This window comes from Curtobacterium sp. PhB78, from assembly GCF_003751685.1.
Taxonomy (GTDB): domain Bacteria; phylum Actinomycetota; class Actinomycetes; order Actinomycetales; family Microbacteriaceae; genus Curtobacterium.
Genome location: NZ_RKIA01000003.1, coordinates 412,404 through 430,566 on the forward strand (window position 1 = coordinate 412,404; position 18,163 = coordinate 430,566).

Below are 18,163 nucleotides of genomic sequence, written 5' to 3' on the forward strand. Positions count from 1 at the left end.
AATTCGTGAGCAGGAATGGTCGGGTTCGCTCAGCGGACCCGACCATTCCTGCTCACCATGCGTGATCAGCAGTCCTCGCCGCCCCCGCAGTAGCGTCGCACCATGAGCATCGACGTCCTCCGGTACACCGCCTTCGCCGCCGAGCCCGGGGGTGGCAACCCCGCCGGACTGGTCCTCGACGCAGCGGCACTGACCGACGACGAGATGCTCGCCGTCGCCCGCGAGGTCGGCTACCCCGAGACCGCGTTCGTCGTCGGCGCCACGGCGACGGGCCCGCACGTCCGCTACTTCTCGCCCGCCGCCGAGGTGCCGTTCTGCGGGCACGCGACGGTCGCGCTCGCGGTGGCGCTCGCCGAACGGCAGGGGCTCGGCCGCCGAGTGTTCACGACGGCCGCCGGCGAGGTCGCCCTCGACGCCACCACCGGCCCGGACGGAGTGGTCCGGGTCGCGATGACGAGTGTCGAACCGGCGACGCGGGACATCGACTCGGCGCTCCTCGGGCGGTTGTTCGACCTGCTCGGGCTCACGGCCGACGACATCGCGCCGGGCTTCCCGGTGCTCGAGTCGTTCGCCGGCAACTGGCACCCGGTGCTCGTGCTGCACGACCGCGAGCTCTTCCACCAGTTCCGGTTCGCACCCGGCCCGCTCGCCGACCTCAAGCACGAGGCCGGCTGGCAGGGGACGGTCACGGTGCTGCTCCGGACCGGGGAGCGCGAGTACGAGGCGCGGAACCTGTTCCCCGCCGGCCGCATCACCGAGGACCCGGCGACGGGTTCGGCTGCGGCGTCGACCGGGGCGTACCTGCGCGAGGTCGGTGCCGTCGAGCCGGGGGACCGCGTCGTCATCCGGCAGGGGCGCCACGTCGGTCGTCCGAGCCTGCTGCTCGTCGACGTGCCGGAGTCCGGCGGGATCACCGTGACGGGGAGCGCGACCCCGATCGACTGACGGACGTTCCTTCCCAGATCGCGTGCGATGGGAAGCGGAATCGGGCGTACCTGGTCGAAAGTTCCGACCAGGTACGCCCGATTCGGCACGGTACGCCCGATTCGACCACCCGCCCCGACGCGCGCGGCGCGAAAAACTCCTTGACACGGATAAGTCCATACGCTGGACTAATCCTGCGCGCGGGCGATGGAGCCCGCGGATGTCACCCGTGCAAAGGAGCACCGATGAAACGCACCCGCATCATCGCCGGACTCGCAGCCGTGGCCGTCGCCGCGGTCGGCCTGGCAGGCTGCTCAGCCTCGGGGTCCGCCTCGAGCGACACGATCAAGATCGCGTACCAGAAGTTCGGAGCCTTCCAGCAGCTCGACGCCCAGATGAAGGTCGTCAAGAAGGAGTACGAGAAGGACAACCCGGGCAAGAAGGTCACGCTCGTCCCGATCCAGGCCCAGGGCAACGACTACTACACGAAGCTCGCGCTCATGAACAAGGCGCCCGCGACGGCTCCCGACGTCATGTACGAGGACACGTTCCTCGTCAAGGCCGACGCCGAGGCCGGCTACCTCCTGCCGCTCGACAAGTACACGGCGAAGTGGAAGGACTGGGACCAGTTCTTCGACAACGCCAAGCAGGCCGGCCAGGGTGACGACGGCAAGATCTACGGCGTCCCGATGGGCACCGACACCCGCGCGCTTTGGTACAACAAGGACATCTTCAAGTCCGTCGGCCTGCCCGTGCCGTGGCAGCCGAAGACCTGGGACGACGTGCTCGCCGCGGCGAAGACGATCAAGGACAAGAAGCCCGACCTCATCCCGTTCAACATCTACTCGGGCAAGGCGCAGGGCGAGGCGTCGACCATGCAGGGCTTCGAGATGCTCCTGTACGGGGCGGACGGCTCCGGCAACACGCTCTACAAGGACAAGAAGTGGGTCACGGGCTCGAAGCAGTTCGAGGACTCGCTGCAGTTCGTGAAGGACGTCTACCAGGGCGGCCTCGGCCCGACACCGCAGCAGGCGCTCGACACGAACGTCGGCACGACCATCGCGCAGACGTGGCTGCCGAAGGGCAAGCTCGCGATCGACCTCGACGGTTCGTGGCAGTCCGGCACGTGGCTCAAGTCCGGCACCGCGCCGTGGGCCGAGTGGAACGACGTGATGGGTCAGGCGCCGATGCCGACGCAGAACGGTCAGGACCCGGGCTACAACTCGATGTCCGGCGGCTGGACCCTGGCGGTCGGCGCGAAGTCGAAGAACCCGCAGGCGGCGTTCGACTTCATCACGAGCTTCCTCGACAAGGACGGCTCGCTGAAGTACGACACCGAGAACAGCCAGATCGCCGTCCGCAAGGACGTCGCGGACGACACCGCCTACACCGACGCCAACCCGACGTTCAAGTTCTTCTCCGGACTGGTTGAGAACACGAACTTCCGCCCGGCGACGAGTGACTACTCGCAGGTGTCGAACGCGATCCAGGTCGCGATGGAGTCGGTCATGACCGGACAGCAGACACCGAAGCAGGCGGCTGCCGTGTACGACAAGGCCGTCACGCAGGTGGTCGGCAAGGAGAACACCGTCTCGGCTGGTTGACGGACGTCACCCACTGACGGACGGGAGGCGCGGGGCGGCCCCGCACCGCGCCTCCCGGTCCGTCCTTCCCCACCTTCGGAACCCCTCCGCACCCGGAAGGCACCCATCGTGTCCAGCACCCCCCTCGCGCCGACGTTGTCGGCGCCCGGTGCGCCGAAGCGCACCGATCCACCCGTGCCGCGCAAGCGGCGACCACTGCGGAGCGTCGGCCGAGCGGTCCCGCTCCTGCCCGCCCTCGTCCTGCTCGTCATCTTCCTGCTCGGCCCCGTCATCTCGTCGTTCTACGGGTCGTTCACGAACTCGGCGCTCACCGGCGCCGGCGCTGCCGACCAGCAGTTCGTCGGCTTCCAGAACTACGTCGAACTGTTCCAGGACCCGGACTTCCCGAAGTCCGTCATCCTGACGGTCGTGTTCCTGCTCGCCTCGGCGGTCGTGGGACAGAACGTGCTGGGGCTCGGCCTCGCACTCCTGATGCGCTCGGCCAACAAGGCCGTCCGCGCGATCGTCGGCACCTTCGTCGTCGCCGCCTGGGTCCTGCCCGAGATCGTCGCCTCGTTCGCCGCGTACGCGTTCTTCAACGACGAGGGCACGCTCAACGAGTTCCTGAAGTCCATCGGCATCAGCGGACCGAACTGGCTCTACACGTTCCCGATGTTCGCCGTGATCCTGGCGAACATCTGGCGCGGTACGGCCTTCTCGATGCTCGTCTACTCCGCCGCCGTGCAGGAGGTCCCCGAGGAGATCACCGAGTCCGCCGAGGTCGACGGGGCCACCGGGTGGCAGCGCCTCGTCTACATCACGCTGCCGGTGATCCGACGGAGCATCTCGACGAACCTCATGCTGACGACGCTGCAGACGCTGTCGGTCTTCACCCTCATCTTCGTGATGACCGGGGGTGGGCCGGGCACGAACTCGTCGACCCTGCCGATCCTCGCCTACCAAGAGGCGTTCAAGTTCTCGCAGCTCGGCTTCGGGACCGCGATCGCGACCATCCTGCTCGTGGTGGGGGCGGTCTTCTCGATCATCTACATCCGAGCCCTCAAGCCGGAGGTGGACTGATGGCCATCACTGCCCCGTCCCTCGACCCGACCACCACCCGCTCGGTGACCGCTCCCGGTTCGCTGCACATGACGTCGCCCCGCGGCCGCACCATGCGGTGGGTGGCGAACACCGTGCTGCTCGTCATCGCGGTGTGCTTCGCGGTCCCGCTGCTCTGGCTCGTCCTCGCCTCGGTCGACACCCAGGCGTCGCTGTCCGTGAAGCTGCCGACGCAGTTCACGCTCGACAACTTCACCAAGGTGCTCACGCCCGAGCTGTCGTTCATCCCACTCGCGAACAGCCTGCTGCTCTCCGGCGGCACGGCAGTCGTCACCGTCGTCTTCGCACTGCTCGCCGCGTACCCGCTGTCCCGCTACAAGATGCGCGTCAACAAGCCGTTCCTGTACAGCATCCTGTTCGGGACCGGCCTGCCGATCACCGCCATGATGGTGCCGGTCTACGCGCTGTTCGTGTCGCTCAACCTGATCGACAACGTGTGGGGCTGCATCTTCTTCCTCGCCGCCACGTCGCTGCCGATGGCGATCTGGATGGCGAAGAACTTCATGGACTCCGTGCCGATCTCGCTCGAAGAAGCTGCGTGGACCGACGGGGCGTCGATGATGACCACCCTGACGCGCATCGTCGTCCCGCTCATGCGTCCGGGCATCGCCGTCGTGTTCATCTTCGTGTTCATCCAGGCGTGGGGGAACTTCTTCGTCCCGTTCGTCCTGCTGCTCTCGCCCGACAAGGTGCCCGCCGCGGTGAGCATCTTCAACTTCTTCGGGCAGAACGGGGCGGTCGCGTACGGACAGCTCGCCGCGTTCTCCATCGTCTACTCCGTGCCCGTCATCGCCCTCTACGTGATCGTGTCCCGAGGCCTCGGCGGCGGCAACGCCCTCGCCGGCGGCATCAAGGGCTGATCTGCTGGCCCCGGCCGGCTCTCTCGAAAGGAACCACATGCACCAGGACGAACCGCTCGTCGAGGCCCGGATCGCCCGCCTCGTCCGCGACCGTGTCGACCCCGCCGTCCACCGCCGCTCGGCGCCGGTGACGATCGAGGCGTGGGAGGTGCCGGACGAGCCGGTGCCGTTCGACTCCGCCGTCCAGCAGGCGTACACACCGTTCACCGTGGGCAGCGCCTGGGGTGGCCGGCCGTGGGGGACCACCTGGTTCCGGATCACCGGCACCGTCCCCGCCGACTTCGGCACGGCGCCGGGGACCACTGCGGAACTGCTCGTCGACCTCGGGTTCACGAAGCGGCACCCGGGGTTCCAGGCCGAGGGACTGGCGTACCGGCCCGACGGCTCCACGATCAAGGGCGTCGAGCCGCGGAACGACACCGTGCCGGTCGAGGTCGGCGCAGGGGAGTCGTTCGAGCTGTACGTCGAGGCCGGCGCGAACCCGGACATCGGCGGCGACTCGTTCCAGGGCGCGACGCCCCTCGGGTCGCGCTCCACCGCGGGTGACAAGCCGATCTACCGCGTGCGCGCCCTCGAACTCGTCGAGCGCGACGACGCCGTGTGGGAGCTGCAGCAGGACTTCTGGGTCCTGCGCGGCCTGATGGCGGAACTCCCCACGGACGGCACGCGCGGGGCCGACATCCTGCACGCCCTCGAGCTGGCAGCCGACGCCCTCGACCCCGACGACGTCGCTGGCACCGCAGCCGATGCTCGTCAGGTGCTCGCACCCGTGCTGGCCGTGCCCGCCAGTGCCGCCGCACACCGGGCGATCGCCGTCGGCCACGCGCACATCGACTCCGCCTGGCTCTGGCCGGTGCGCGAGACGATCCGCAAGTGCGCCCGCACCTTCTCGAACGTCCTCGACCTGATGGACCGCGACCCGGACTTCACCTTCGCGTGCTCATCCGCGCAGCAGTACGCGTGGATCCGCGACGGCTACCCGTCGATCTGGGCCCGCATCAAGCAGCGCGTCGCCGAGGGCCGGTGGATCCCGGTCGGTGGCATGTGGGTGGAGTCGGACACGAACCTGCCCGGTGGTGAAGCCCTCGCCCGACAGTTCGTCGCCGGCAAGCGGTTCTTCCTCGAGGAGTTCGGCATCGACACCCCCGAGGCCTGGCTGCCCGACTCGTTCGGCTACTCCGGGGCGCTGCCGCAGATCGTCCGCGCCGCCGGCTCGAAGTGGTTCGTCACCCAGAAGCCGTCGTGGAACGAGACGAACGTCATCCCGCACACCTCCTTCCACTGGGAGGGCATCGACGGCTCGCGCGTCCTGACGCACCTGCCGCCGGCCGACACCTACAACTCCGACGTCTCCGCCGCCGATCTGCACCGGGGCGAACGGAACAACAAGGAGCGTGGCGTCGCGAACACCTCGATGCTGCTCTACGGGTTCGGCGACGGCGGTGGTGGACCCACCCGCGAGATGGTCGCGGCCGCCCGACGCCAGCACGACCTGGACGGCTCGCCGCGCGTGCAGCTCGGTACCCCGGCCCAGGTCTTCGAGGAGCTCGAACGGGTGCTGCCGACCCCCGGTGTGTGGTCCGGCGAGATGTACCTCGAGTTCCACCGTGGCACCTACACGTCGCAGATCCGCACGAAGCAGGGCAACCGTCGCTCCGAGCACCTGCTCCGCGAAGCCGAGCTCTGGGCGTCGACCGCGGCCGTGCGCCTCGGGCTCGACTACCCCTACGAAGAGCTCGAGCGCGCCTGGCACACCGTCCTGCTGCAGCAGTTCCACGACATCCTGCCGGGGTCCTCGATCGCCTGGGTCTACGAGAACGCCGAGGAGAACTACGCGCAGATCGCCGAGGTGCTCGAAGGGCTGATCGGCAACGCGACGACCGCGCTCGCGAACGGGGGTGCTGCGGCGCTCGCCGGGGTCGGGGCCTCGTCGTCGGCCGCCGCCGGCGGCAGCAGCGCGCTGCTCGACGCGCCGTCCGGCGCCGACGCCGTCGGCGGGAGCGGCTCGTCCGGGAACGTCGTGCGCTTCAACGCCTCGCCGGTCGCGGCGGGAGACGCGGCCGCCCTGGGTGGTTCGCTCGGCTCGGAACCGCGACCCGTGCCTCCCGTCCGCTCCGGCGACCACTTCGTGTTCGACACCGGCGTCGTCACGGCGACCATCGACGGCGCCGGCCACGTCGTGTCACTCGTCGACCGCGTCAGCGGGCGCGACGCGATCGCACCGGGTGCGGCCGCTGCCGAGTACACCGTCTTCCGCGACACCCCGAACCAGTGGGAGGCGTGGGACATCGACCGCGCGTACCAGCGCAACGGCACCGTCCTGTCGGCGTCATCGGTCGCGATCGACGGCTCCTCGCTCGTGGTGGAACGGTCCTTCGGGTCGTCGACGCTCACGACCCGGTACTCGGCGGTCGCCGGGCTCGCAGAGCTGGTGATCGAGACCGAGGTCGACTGGCACGAGCACCAGAAGCTGCTGAAGCTCGCGTTCCCCGTCGACGTCCGTGCGTCGTCCGCCTCGAGCGAGATCCAGTTCGGGCACATCGACCGGCCGACCCACCAGAACACCTCGTGGGACCACGCCCGCTTCGAGACGTCGGCGCACCGCTGGGTCCACGTGGCGGAGCCCGGGTTCGGTGTCGCGGTGGCGAACGACTCCACGTACGGACACGACATCACGCGCTCCACGCGGGCCGACGGCGGCACCACGACGCTCGTGCGCGAGTCGCTGCTGCGCGGGCCGACGTTCCCGGACCCGAACGCCGACCAGGGGCACCACGTGTTCCGGACCGTGCTGCGGGTGGGGGCCTCGGTGCTCGACGCCGCCGACTCCGGCTACCGGTTGAACCTGCCGGTGCGCTCGGTCGCGGGGACGACCGGGGTTTCGCCGCTGGTCTCGGTGTCGTCGCCGCAGGTGCTGGTCGAGGCAGTGAAGCTCGCCGAGGACCGCTCCGGTGACGTGGTCGTGCGACTGTACGAGGCCTCCGGCGGTCGGGCGACCGACGTCGGGGTGTCGTTCGGGTTCGACGTCGCTTCGGTGGCGACGGTGGACCTGCTGGAACGCCCGCTGGGGGACTCGTGGGACTCGGGGGAGCCGGTCGTGCTCACGCTCCGGCCCTTCGAGATCGTGACCCTGCGGGTACGCCGGGCCTGAGGCAGCGGGGCCGGTCCCCCTCGGGGGAGAGACCGCGGCGCCGGACGGGACACGGGTGCGTTCCGTCCGGCGCCGCTCTGCGTGTGGTGCGTGGGGTGGGTGGGTACCTGGTCGAATCGGGCGTACCTGGTCGAAAGTTCCGACCAGGTACACCCGATTCCGCTTGGCATCGCGGCCGTTCTGGGAAGGAACGTCCTCCCTCCACAGGCGGGCAGGCCTGGAGGCCCGTCCACAGACCTCGACGTCAGCCCGCTGGGCGCATGGCGGGTCGGGCAACGTCTCCTCCATGAACGAACCGCTGCCCATCCTCCGAGCCTCGGCCACGCGTGAGGCCGGACTCGACGCCACCACCCTGCGCCGCCGGACCCGGCTCCAGGGTCCGGGCCGACTCGTCCGGGCAGGGCCGAACGCGTTCGTCGACGGGGCAGCGTGGGACGCGGCCGGGCCACGGCAGCGGTACGTCACCCGCGTGTACGCGCGGCTCGGCCGGCTCGGCCCGCGGGCGACGGCATCGCACGACTCAGCGGCCGCGGTGCACGGGCTGCCCGCGCTCGGCGGGTGGAGCGTCCCGGTGCACGCCACCGTGCCGGATTCGATGTACCGGGGCAGGACCCCCGATCTGGTCCTGCACACGAGACCGGTGTCCGGCGCCGAACGGGACCGGATCGGCGACCTCGCCGTGACCGCGGTCCCGCGGACGGTGATCGACATCGCGATGACCGGAGACCTGCGCACGGGGGTCGTCGTGGCAGACGCTGCGCTGCGCAACGGGACCGAGCGCGACGAGCTGTGGCGAGCGGTGCACCCGAGTGCTCGCGGGCGGGCCCGGGCCGCGCAGGTCCTCGACCTGGCCGACGGGCGTTCGGGGTCGCCGGCGGAGTCACTCGCGCGCGTGGTCTTCCGCGAGCTCGGGTTGCCCGCTCCCGTGCTGCAGCAGGAGTTCGTCGTCGATGGCCGCCGGTCCGCCGTCGACTTCTGGTTCCCCGCAGAAGGCGTCGTCGTCGAGATCGACGGACGCGCGAAGTACACGCAGGACCGGTACCTCGGCGGTCGCAGCCAGACCGAGGTGTTCCTGGACGAGAAACGTCGCCACGCCAGGCTGCTCACGGTGCCGGGCGTGCGGACGATCATCCGGCTCGAGTGGCGGGACCTGTTCGACCTCGATGCGCTGGCGCTCCGGTTCCGCGCCGCGGGGTTGCCGTGTGCGATCCGCCCGGTCCGGAGCGCCCGCCGCACCGCAGTCGGTGGGCGTCGGTGAGCCGGCTCAGCGCGGCGTGGTTAGCGTGGCGGCATGGCAGTGCAGGAGATCTGGCTCGTCCGCCACGGTGAATCGCTGGCGAACGTCGCCGCCGCCCGAGCAGAGGCCGCGGGCGAGGACGTCATCGACGTCGAGTACCGGGACGCCGACGTCCCGCTGAGCCCGCTCGGTGAGTCGCAGTCGCGGTCGCTCGGACAGGAACTCGCCGATCGTGGCATCGACGACGTCCCCGTGGCGCTGTGGGTCTCGCCGTACCTGCGTGCACAGCAGACCATCGAGATCGCGCTCGGGGCCGGCGGGCTGGCCGAGCCCGACAGGCGGGTGGACGAGCGGCTCCGCGACCGCGAGCTCGGTGTGCTCGACCTGCTCACCCTGCGGGGTGTCCGGAACCGGTACCCCGACGAGGAACGTCGCCGGCAGTGGCTCGGCAAGTACTACCACCGGCCAGCGGGCGGCGAGTCCTGGGCCGACGTGATGCTCCGGCTCCGATCGGCACTGGTCGACGTCGAACGGATCGAGGGCACCGAGCGGCTCGTCGTCGCGGCGCACGATGCCGTCGTGATGCTGGTCGTGGCGGTGTGCCTCGACCTCGACGAGCCGGCGCTCATGGAGTTCGCTCGGACGCACGCGGTCGCGAACGCCTCCCTCACCCGACTCCGGCGCGAGCGTGCGGGCGCACCGTGGGTGCTCGAGGAGTTCTCCTCCGTCGGGCACCTCGACGACGACGAGGTCACGGCACACACCGGCCGGAAGGACGACGAGCATGTCCGCTGAGACCGTCACCCCGAACTTCCTGCGGGACTGGCCGCTCCCCGAGCCCGGCGCCGGCAAGTACGGTCGCGGGCAGGTGCTCGTGGTCGGCGGCGCAGCGCGGACACCCGGAGCCGCGATGCTCTCGGCGCTCGCTGCACTCCGGGTGGGAGCGGGGCGGCTCACCCTCGCGGTGGGGCGGAGCATCGCGAACGAGGTCGCGGTCGCCGTGCCCGAGTCCGGTGTCGAACCGCTCGACGAGGACGCGGACGGTCACGTCGCCGTCGGCGCGATCGAGGGGATCGCGGATTCGGCTGCGAGTGCGGACGCGTTGCTGGTCGGCCCGGGACTCGACGAGCCGAACGGCACCCGTGACCTGGTGGCCGGACTCGCCGACGTCGTCGGACTCCAGACCACCGTCGTGCTCGATGCGTTCGCCCTCGGGGTGGCGGCCGACGTGCGGGACCGTCTGGAACCGCTCCGGGGTCGGCTGGTGATGACGCCCAACTCCGGCGAAGCCGAACGGCTCCTCGGTCGGGAGGGCAGCGACGACGACGTGGCCGACGCGATGGCGATCGCGCAGCGGTTCGGTGCGGTCGTTGCCCTGGGGGACGCCATCGCGACTCCCCAGGGGCGGAGCTGGATCAAGGGCACCGGCTCCGGAGGACTCGGCACCAGCGGCAGCGGCGACGTCCTGTCGGGTGCGGTCGCCGGCCTGCTCGCTCGTGGCGCGGAACCGGCACAGGCGGTGGCGTGGGCGTCCTACGTGCACGCGGCTGCCGGTGATCGGCTCGCGGTGCAGGTCGGGCCCCTCGGGTACCTGGCAAGCGAACTCGTGACCGAGATCCCGCGGGTGCTCGTCGAACTCGGCGCCTGAGCTCGCCCGTTCTCCCCCAGAGCGCGCGCGATACCTCATGGTTTCGGGCATACCTGCCAGGAACTTCTGACCAGGTACGCCCGAATCGACCAGGTACGCCGCCGCCCGCGCCGCGCCGCGCCGCGCCCCGCGCCGCTCAGCCCCGCAGCGCCTCCACGGCCTTCGCGATGCGCCGCGCTCGGGTCTCCGGCGCCTTCGCCTGCGACACCGGGTCGGCGAGCGCCCGCTGTCGCGAGTTCGACAGCGTGTCGAAGGCCGCACGGACCCCGGCCTCCTGCATCGCCTCCGCCAGGTCGTCGGGCAGGTCGATGACCCGGGGCTGCGTGTCGACGACGAGCGTGACCTCGACGGTGTCGCCGGCAGCGACGCCGGCGGACTCGCGGTGTGCTGCGGAGAGCGGCACCAGGAACTGCTCGTCCATGACCCCGACGGTGGACCGGTAGGTGTAGCCGCCGTTGATCGTGACCACCACCGGCGGGCGCTTCCCCGCACCCAACGCATCGATCACGGACGACGGGACCGGGAGCCCTGTCGCCGTCTTCCTCGCCAGCAGGACCGTCGTCGTGAACTGCATCCGTGCCTCCAGGCCGTGAACCGGAGCACGCACCGAGCGTGCCGCCAGGCGAGATCGTACAGCCGCACCCGCTGTTCCGCAGCCGTTCACCGGCGCAGCACGGGCCGGAAACCGGCCGCGTCCACGATCGTCCCGGGCCGAGAACCGCGGCCCCACACGCAGCACCCGAAGCACCCGAAGCACCCACCTGAAGCACCCGCAGCACCCACCCGAAAGGCACCTCCCGTGCAGCACAAGCGCACCATCGCCGGCATCGCCCTCGCCGCCGCAGCGATCGTCACCCTCGCCGGATGCTCGGCCACGAGCTCGGCCAGCACGACGAAGGACGACACGAACTGGAAGATCGCCACGAGCGCCGAGGCCTCCGGTGGCATGGACGCCCTCGTGAAGGCCGCGAAGGCCGAGGGACAGCTCAACGTCATCGCGCTGCCGCCGTCGTGGGCCAACTACGGCAAGATCATCGACGGCTTCACGAAGAAGTACGACATCACGGTCAACTCCGCGAACCCGAACGGCTCCAGCGCCGACGAGGTCGCCGCGGTGAAGTCGCAGAAGGGGCAGTCCACCGCTCCCGACGTGCTCGACCTCGGCAACGCCGTGCTGCAGGAGAACCTCGACCTGCTGACGGACTACAAGGTCGCGAACTGGAGCGACATCCCGGACACGCTCAAGGAGCAGGACGGCGCCTGGACCCGCGACTACACGGGCCTGATGTCGATCGGCTACGACTCGTCGAAGATCACGGACGCCCCGAAGGACCTGACGGACCTGCTCGGCTCCGAGTACAAGGGCAAGGTCTCGATCGCGGGCGACCCGACGCAGGCGAACCAGGCCGCATCGGCCGTGTACCTGGCCGCGCTCGAGAACGGCGGCTCGGCCGACGACATCACCAAGGGCGTCGACTACTTCGGCAAGCTCAAGCAGGCCGGCAACTTCCAGAACGTGCTGCCCACGCAGGCCACGGTCGCGTCGGGTGAGACCCCCGTGGTCATCCAGTGGTCGTACAACAACCTCGCCTGGGGCCCCGCCGCCGGTGCGAGTGGCAACAAGGACTGGAAGACCGTCGTGCCCGAGGGTCAGGCGCTCGGCTCGTACTACTCGCAGGCCATCAACAAGGACGCCCCGCACCCCGCCGCAGCGCGTCTGTGGCAGGAGTACATCGCCAGCCCCGAGGCGCAGAACCTGTACCTGCAGGCCGGTGCGTTCCCGTCGACCCTCGCCGCCCTCGAGGACTCCGGCAAGGTCGACCAGGACGCCCTCGACGCCGCCGGTGGTGCGCCGAAGGACTACGTCGAGCTGACCGACGCACAGGTGGCAGACGCCGCGAAGGTGCTGTCCGCCAAGTGGTCCTCGACCATGGGGTCCTGACCAGCATGACCACCGCATCGGCGGGCGCGCCCGCGCCAGCGGCGAGCGCACCGGCGACGAGCGCGACGAGCCCCGTGCTCCCGCCGTCCGCACGAGCGTCCGTCGATGCCACCCACGGCGCCGGACCCCGTGTCCGGCGCCGTGTCGGCCTGGCCTGGCTCGGCCTCACCCCGTTCGCCGCGTACGTCCTGCTCTTCCTCGCCGTCCCCGCGGTGATCGCGGTCGGCAGCGGGTTCTTCACCGACGACGGCGCGTTCACCCTCGCGAACCTCGCAGCGTTCGCCGAGCCCTCCGTCCTGCGGGCCTTCGGCGGCTCGTTCGGCCTCTCTGCGGTGTCCGCAGTGATCGGCGCCGTCATCGGAGCGCTCGTCTGCTGGGCGCTGTCGGCACTGCGGCCCGACGGGCTCGTCCGGTCGATGATCGACTCGGCCGCGAGCGTCCTCGCTCAGTTCGGCGGCGTCATGCTCGCGTTCGCGTTCATCGCCACGATCGGCGTGCAGGGCCTCGTCACGACGTGGCTGGTGTCCCTCGTCGGCGTGGACCGCAACGCGACCGGCGCCTTCCTCTACACGGTGCCCGGTCTCGTGATCCCCTACGTCTACTTCCAGGTGCCGCTGATGGTCCTCACGTTCATGCCCGCGCTCGAGGGCGTGAAGACGCAGTGGGGCGAGGCCGCCGCCACCCTCGGCGCCTCCCGCGCCACGTACTGGCGCCGGATCGCCCTGCCCGTGCTCGCACCGGCGTTCTGGGGCTCGTTGCTCCTGCTCTTCGCGAACGGCTTCTCGTCGTTCGCCACCGCCGCGGCACTCATCTCGCAGGGCGGCATCGTGCCGCTCACGATCCGCACGCAGCTCACCAGCGAAACGCTCATCGGTCTGCAGAACGTCGCCGGCGTGCTCGCCTTCGGCATGGTCGTCGTGATGGCGGTCGTGATGGGCGCGTACTCGTTGCTGCAGCGCCGGGCCGCAAGGTGGCAGCGATGAGCGCGGCAACGCCGGTGGGGCCGTCGCGTCCGACGTCGGTCGCGTCCGGTCGGACGGGAGGCCCGCCCCGCGTCGGCCGCTTCGGCACGGCCCCGTCACGGGGCACCGCCACGGCCGTGCTCACGGTCGTCGGGATCGTCTTCGCCGTCCCGCTGGCCGCGCTGGTGCAGTTCACCTTCCGCCAGGGCACCGACGACGGTCTGACCTTCGCGCACTGGGCGGCCATCGTCGACCCGGTCAACGCGTTCACCTACCAGCCGGTGTTCGACGGCCTCGGGGCATCGCTGCTCATCGCGGTCATCACGGTCGGCATCGTGCTGTTCGTCCTGCTGCCCGCCCAGATCATCACGGCGCTGCGCTACCCGAAGCTCCGCCGCGTGCTCGAGTTCGTCTGCATCGTCCCGATCACGGTCCCCGTCGTCGTGCTCGTCGTCGGCTTCATCCCCGTGTACCAGGTGGTCTCGCGGGTCTTCGGGTCCGGTGCCTGGACCCTCGCCTTCGCGATCGGCATCGTCACGCTGCCGTTCGCGTTCCGCCCGATCGCCGCCGCCATCACCGCGACGGACATGACGGTGCTGTCCGAGGCCGCCCGGTCGCTCGGCGCCTCGTGGTGGACGGTCACCTGGCGGGTGCTCCTGCCGAACCTCCGCCGGGGCATCACCGCCGCGTGCTTCCTCACCATCACGGTGGTCCTCGGCGAGTACACGCTCGCCGCGTTCCTGTCCCGCACCACCTTCCAGACCGCCCTCGTGCTCGTGCAGCAGACCGACCCGTACGTCGCCGCGATCTTCTCGGTCGCGGCCCTCGTGTTCGGCTTCGTCCTGCTCGTCGTCATCGGCCGCATCGGGACGGGCCGTCGTGCCGGCCGTACCCGCACCGTCCGCACCACCCGCGTCAAGGAGTCCGCATGACCGTCACCGCACCGGCAGCCCCGGCGTCCCTCGCCTCCACCGGCGCCGTCGTCGAGCTCGAAGCCGTCGAGAAGCACTACGGCACGCACCGGGCCCTGGCCGGACTCTCGCTCCGCGTCGAACCGGGCGAGTTCGTGTCCCTGCTCGGCCCGTCGGGCTGCGGCAAGACGACGGCGCTCCGAGCGCTCGCCGGCCTCGAGGCCATCGACGCCGGAGCCATCCGCATCGACGGCCAGGACGTCGCCGCCACCCCGGTGAACAAGCGCGACATCGGGATGGTGTTCCAGCAGTACTCGTTGTTCCCGCACATGACGGTGCGGCAGAACGTCGCATTCGGCCTCGAGATGCGCCGTGTCCCCGCCGCCGAGCGCAGGAGCCGCGTCGTCGAGGCACTCGACATGGTGCACCTGGGCGAGTTCGCCGAGCGCTACCCGCACCAGCTGTCGGGTGGCCAGCAGCAGCGCGTCGCCCTCGCCCGGGCCCTGGTCACGCGGCCCCGCGTCCTCCTGCTCGACGAGCCGCTGTCCGCCCTCGACGCCAAGGTGCGGGTCTCGCTCCGTGAGGAGATCCGCCGCATCCAGAGCGACCTCGGCATCACCACGGTGTTCGTCACCCACGACCAGGAAGAGGCGCTCGCCGTCTCCGACCGCATCGCCGTGATGAACGCCGGCGACATCGAGCAGATCGGCACGCCGGAGGAGCTCTACCGCTCCCCGTCGTCGGCGTTCACGGCGGACTTCGTCGGCCAGTCGAACCGGCTGCAGGGCGACCTGCGCGGCGGCGACGTGTTCGTGTACGGGTTCCGCGTGCCCGCGCTCGACGCCTCGGTCGCCGACGGGCCGGTGCTCGCCTACGTCCGACCGGAGGACGTCGCCTTCGCCCCGGAGGGCATCACCGGCACCGTCGTGTCGTCGAGCTTCCTCGGCTCGATCCGCCGCACCACGGTCCGGCTCGACGACGACACCGTCGTGATCGTGCAGCACGAGGTCGGCGACCGTCGCGCCGCCGGCGAGTCCGTCGCCGTCCGCCTGCTCGGCGCCCCCGTGGCGGTAGCCCCGCTCACCTGACCGCGACTGCTCGTTCGACGAAAGCGACAGTCCTCGCCGGGCCGGGCCCGTCCCCTCCGCGAAAGCGACAGTTCCCCGCGGAACGTCGGCGGCACACTGTCGCTTTCGCGGGGTGGGCGCGACCACGGGCGGACGGGAGGCGCGTGGCGGGGCCGCCCCGCGCCTCCAGGCCGGTGGGGTCAGCGCTGGAAGCGCGCCTCGCGCTCGTCGGCCAACGCCGCCGCGACACGGGCCCGCATGTTCGCGGGCATGTCGGGCAGGTCGTCGAGCCGGGCCCAGAACGCCTCGGTGTTCTCGCCGTCGGCGGGGTTCGGCGTGCCCGAGACGTACCGGCAGGCGAACACGAGGTCGAGGTACTGCGCCCGGTCGCCGTTCGGGTACGTCATCTCCGGCAGCACCTGCACCCACGCCAGCCGTTCGGCCACGGCGACGACGTCGGCCTCTTCCAGGACCTCGCGCTCGGCGGCGACGGCCGGTTCCTCGCCCGGGTCGACGATGCCGGTCACCGGGGTGAAGGCGCCGTTGTCCGCACGACGGACCACGAGCAGCTCCTGGTCGGCACCGGAACCCCGCGTGACCACGGCGGTGACGCCCGTCAGCCACAGCGGATCGGTGCCGATCCTCGAGCGGAGGGACAGGACGAAGTCGGGGGTGGGCATGTCCCCACGCTACCGATCCCGCCCTGTCGGAGACTGGTCATGACCAGTAGCATGGGCGTGTGGAGATCATCATCCTGCCCACGCCGGCTGAGGTCGGTCGCGTCGCCGCGGCCAAGATCGCGTCCGTCGTCGCCAAGAAGCCGTCCGCCGTCATCGGTCTCGCCACCGGATCCAGCCCGCAGGGCATCTACACCGACCTGCAGCGTCGGGTCGGTGCGGGCGAGATCTCGTTCGCCGAGGCTCGCGGGTTCGCCCTCGACGAGTACGTCGGCATCCCGCTCGAGCACCCGGAGTCGTACGCCAGCGTCATCGCGCGCGACGTCGTGGCGCCGCTCGGGTTCGACCCCTCGCGGGTGCGGGTGCCCGACGGTCGTGCCGACGACCTCGAGTTCGCGGCGAAGGAGTACGACGCCGCGATCCGTGCCGCCGGCGGGATCGACGTACAGATCCTGGGGATCGGCGCGAACGGGCACATCGGGTTCAACGAGCCGACGTCCTCGTTCGCCTCGCGCACCCGGATCAAGACCCTGGCACCCTCCACCCGTGACGCCAACGCGCGGTTCTTCGACTCGCCCGAGCAGGTCCCGACGCACTGCATGACGCAGGGGCTCGGCACCATCCTCGACGCCCAGCAGCTCGTCCTCGTCGCGCAGGGCTCCGCCAAGGCCGACGCGGTCGCCGCCGCGGTCGAGGGGCCGCTCAGCTCGTTCGTCCCCGGATCGGCGCTGCAGCTGCACGAGCACGCGACGATCGTCGTCGACGAGGAAGCCGCGGCCGGCCTGCAGCTCGCCGACTACTACCGCTACACGTACGCGAACAAGCCCGCGTGGCAGGTGTTCGAGTAGAACCGACGATCAGCCGTTTGCCCGCTGCCGGAACGCGGTGTGCAGGCGGCTGAGGCCGTCGTCCAGGGTCTCGGCCCAGCACCCGAAGTTCAGCCGCGCGAAGCCCTGACCCTGGCGTCCGAACGCCGGTCCGGAGGCGAGCGCCACCTTCGCCTCGTCGACCAGCAGCGCCGCGGGGTCGTCGCCCCACGGCAGGGCGCGCAGGTCCAGCCACGCCAGGTAGGACGCCTGCGGCTGCCGGTACTCCGCCCCGGGCAGGACGTCACCGATCCGCTCGGCCAGGGTGCGGCGGTTCGCGGCGAGTTCGGTGAGCAGGGATGCGAGCCACGGTCCGCCTTCGCTGAACGCGGCGACGCTCGCGGTGTACCCGAGGATCCCGGTGCGCTCGACGACCTCGGTCGGCAGGGCGTCGAACCAGGCACGGGCCCGCTCCGAGGCGCCGACGATCAACGCGCACTTCGTGCCCGCGAGGTTCCAGGCCTTGCTCGCGCTCGTCAACGAGACCCCGAGCGCGGCGGCCTCGGGGCAGGACTCCAGGAACGGCGTGAAGACCGCGTCGGCGTGCACGAGCGGCGCGTGGATCTCGTCCGAGACGACCACGGCGTCCCACTCGGCGGCGAGCTTCGCGAGTGCGACGAGCGACGAGCGGTCGTGCACCAGGCCGAGGGGGTTGTGCGGGTTGCAGAGCAGCACAGTGCGCGCGCCGTCGGCGAACGCCTGCGCGAGGCCGTCCAGGTCCATCCGCCAACCGGCCGTGGTGTCGAAGGGGTCCGCGGGGCCGTCGGGTGCGAGCAACGGGACCTCGGTCACGGTACCGCCGGCCTCGGACACGTACTCCCAGAACGGCGGGTACACGGGCGGCATGATGACGACCTGGTCGCCCGGCTCGATGATCCGGCGGAGCATCTCCACCGCAGCGACCGACACGTCGGTGGTGGTGCGGACGAGGTCGGGGTCGACGCGCCAGGCCCACCGGCTCTCGGCGAAGTCCGCGAACGCCTCGGGCAGCGCACGACCGTGGCCGACGTACCCGGTGTCACCGTTGGTGACCGCGGCGACGAGGGCGTCGCGCACCGGCTCCGCGAGCATCGAGTCCATCTCGGCGACGAACATCGGCAGGACGTCCGGCGGGTACGCGGTGTACTTCTCGCTCGTACGGCTGCGGTGCGCATCGAACACGGAGACCATGACGCTCATGCGCCCATCCTGACAGTGCCCGCCGCCGCCCGGCAGG

The 18,163-nt window shown here is 70.8% G+C and carries 16 protein-coding genes; 13 read left to right on the forward strand and 3 right to left on the reverse strand.

Translation table 11 applies throughout. The features are described 5' to 3' along the window. Nucleotides 1-102 precede the first annotated feature (102 nt). The 8 genes from EDF53_RS08900 (at nucleotide 103) to EDF53_RS08935 (ending at nucleotide 10,522) form a co-directional block, all read left to right on the forward strand. Nucleotides 103-945, forward strand: coding sequence for a PhzF family phenazine biosynthesis protein (locus tag EDF53_RS08900; RefSeq protein ID WP_123293237.1), 843 nt, complete (start codon nucleotides 103-105; stop codon nucleotides 943-945). 224 nt (nucleotides 946-1,169) lie between these two features. Then, on the forward strand, nucleotides 1,170-2,528 hold the full coding sequence (locus EDF53_RS08905; protein ID WP_123293238.1) for an extracellular solute-binding protein: 1,359 nt from the start codon (nucleotides 1,170-1,172) through the stop codon (nucleotides 2,526-2,528). A gap of 108 nt (nucleotides 2,529-2,636) precedes the next feature. After that, the gene (locus tag EDF53_RS08910) at nucleotides 2,637-3,587 is read left to right on the forward strand and encodes a carbohydrate ABC transporter permease (RefSeq protein WP_123293239.1); all 951 of its coding nucleotides are present in this window, start codon (nucleotides 2,637-2,639) and stop codon (nucleotides 3,585-3,587) included. Continuing rightward, the gene (locus tag EDF53_RS08915) at nucleotides 3,587-4,486 is read left to right on the forward strand and encodes a carbohydrate ABC transporter permease (RefSeq protein ID WP_333925055.1); all 900 of its coding nucleotides are present in this window, start codon (nucleotides 3,587-3,589) and stop codon (nucleotides 4,484-4,486) included. The genes EDF53_RS08910 and EDF53_RS08915 overlap by 1 nt, the downstream gene beginning before the upstream one ends. 37 nt (nucleotides 4,487-4,523) lie before the next feature. Then, nucleotides 4,524-7,637 (forward strand): glycoside hydrolase family 38 C-terminal domain-containing protein, encoded by a 3,114-nt coding sequence (locus EDF53_RS08920; RefSeq protein WP_123293240.1) that lies wholly within the window; start codon nucleotides 4,524-4,526, stop codon nucleotides 7,635-7,637. Nucleotides 7,638-7,923: 286 nt separating this feature from the next. After that, nucleotides 7,924-8,895 (forward strand): hypothetical protein, encoded by a 972-nt coding sequence (locus tag EDF53_RS08925; protein WP_123293241.1) that lies wholly within the window; start codon nucleotides 7,924-7,926, stop codon nucleotides 8,893-8,895. 33 nt (nucleotides 8,896-8,928) lie between these two features. Continuing rightward, nucleotides 8,929-9,669 (forward strand): histidine phosphatase family protein, encoded by a 741-nt coding sequence (locus tag EDF53_RS08930; protein WP_123293242.1) that lies wholly within the window; start codon nucleotides 8,929-8,931, stop codon nucleotides 9,667-9,669. Then, complete coding sequence (locus EDF53_RS08935; protein WP_123293243.1) at nucleotides 9,659-10,522, forward strand: NAD(P)H-hydrate dehydratase; 864 nt, start codon at nucleotides 9,659-9,661, stop codon at nucleotides 10,520-10,522. Before EDF53_RS08930 ends, EDF53_RS08935 begins: the two co-directional genes overlap by 11 nt. Before the next feature lie 136 nt (nucleotides 10,523-10,658). Here EDF53_RS08935 and EDF53_RS08940 read toward each other — a convergent pair whose 3' ends face one another. Beyond that, a complete protein-coding gene (locus tag EDF53_RS08940; RefSeq protein WP_123293244.1) occupies nucleotides 10,659-11,096 on the reverse strand; it encodes a YdeI/OmpD-associated family protein in 438 nt (145 codons plus the stop codon). A gap of 225 nt (nucleotides 11,097-11,321) precedes the next feature. Between EDF53_RS08940 and EDF53_RS08945 the strand changes: the two genes are divergently transcribed. Genes EDF53_RS08945 through EDF53_RS08960 form a run of 4 tightly spaced genes read left to right on the forward strand, consistent with a single transcriptional unit; the run spans nucleotide 11,322 to nucleotide 15,425 of the window. After that, the gene (locus EDF53_RS08945; protein WP_123293245.1) at nucleotides 11,322-12,464 is read left to right on the forward strand and encodes an ABC transporter substrate-binding protein; all 1,143 of its coding nucleotides are present in this window, start codon (nucleotides 11,322-11,324) and stop codon (nucleotides 12,462-12,464) included. Nucleotides 12,465-12,469: 5 nt separating this feature from the next. Next, nucleotides 12,470-13,447, forward strand: a complete 978-nt coding sequence (locus EDF53_RS08950; protein ID WP_123293412.1) for an ABC transporter permease subunit — start codon at nucleotides 12,470-12,472, stop codon at nucleotides 13,445-13,447. Continuing rightward, the gene (locus EDF53_RS08955) at nucleotides 13,444-14,358 is read left to right on the forward strand and encodes an ABC transporter permease subunit (protein ID WP_123293246.1); all 915 of its coding nucleotides are present in this window, start codon (nucleotides 13,444-13,446) and stop codon (nucleotides 14,356-14,358) included. The genes EDF53_RS08950 and EDF53_RS08955 overlap by 4 nt, the downstream gene beginning before the upstream one ends. Next, complete coding sequence (locus EDF53_RS08960; RefSeq protein ID WP_123293247.1) at nucleotides 14,355-15,425, forward strand: ABC transporter ATP-binding protein; 1,071 nt, start codon at nucleotides 14,355-14,357, stop codon at nucleotides 15,423-15,425. The genes EDF53_RS08955 and EDF53_RS08960 overlap by 4 nt, the downstream gene beginning before the upstream one ends. 179 nt (nucleotides 15,426-15,604) lie before the next feature. Here EDF53_RS08960 and EDF53_RS08965 read toward each other — a convergent pair whose 3' ends face one another. Continuing rightward, on the reverse strand, nucleotides 15,605-16,084 hold the full coding sequence (locus EDF53_RS08965) for an NUDIX domain-containing protein (RefSeq protein ID WP_123293248.1): 480 nt from the start codon (nucleotides 16,082-16,084) through the stop codon (nucleotides 15,605-15,607). Nucleotides 16,085-16,143: 59 nt separating this feature from the next. On the opposite strand from EDF53_RS08965, the gene nagB reads away from it, so the two are divergent. Further along, nucleotides 16,144-16,929 (forward strand): glucosamine-6-phosphate deaminase, encoded by a 786-nt coding sequence (nagB, locus tag EDF53_RS08970; RefSeq protein ID WP_123293249.1) that lies wholly within the window; start codon nucleotides 16,144-16,146, stop codon nucleotides 16,927-16,929. A 9-nt stretch (nucleotides 16,930-16,938) separates the two neighbouring features. Here the strand turns inward: nagB and EDF53_RS08975 are convergent, their stop codons facing one another. Further along, nucleotides 16,939-18,126: a MalY/PatB family protein gene (locus tag EDF53_RS08975; protein ID WP_123293250.1), complete on the reverse strand. Its 1,188-nt coding sequence runs from the start codon at nucleotides 18,124-18,126 to the stop codon at nucleotides 16,939-16,941. Between the last annotated feature and the right edge of the window lie 37 nt (nucleotides 18,127-18,163).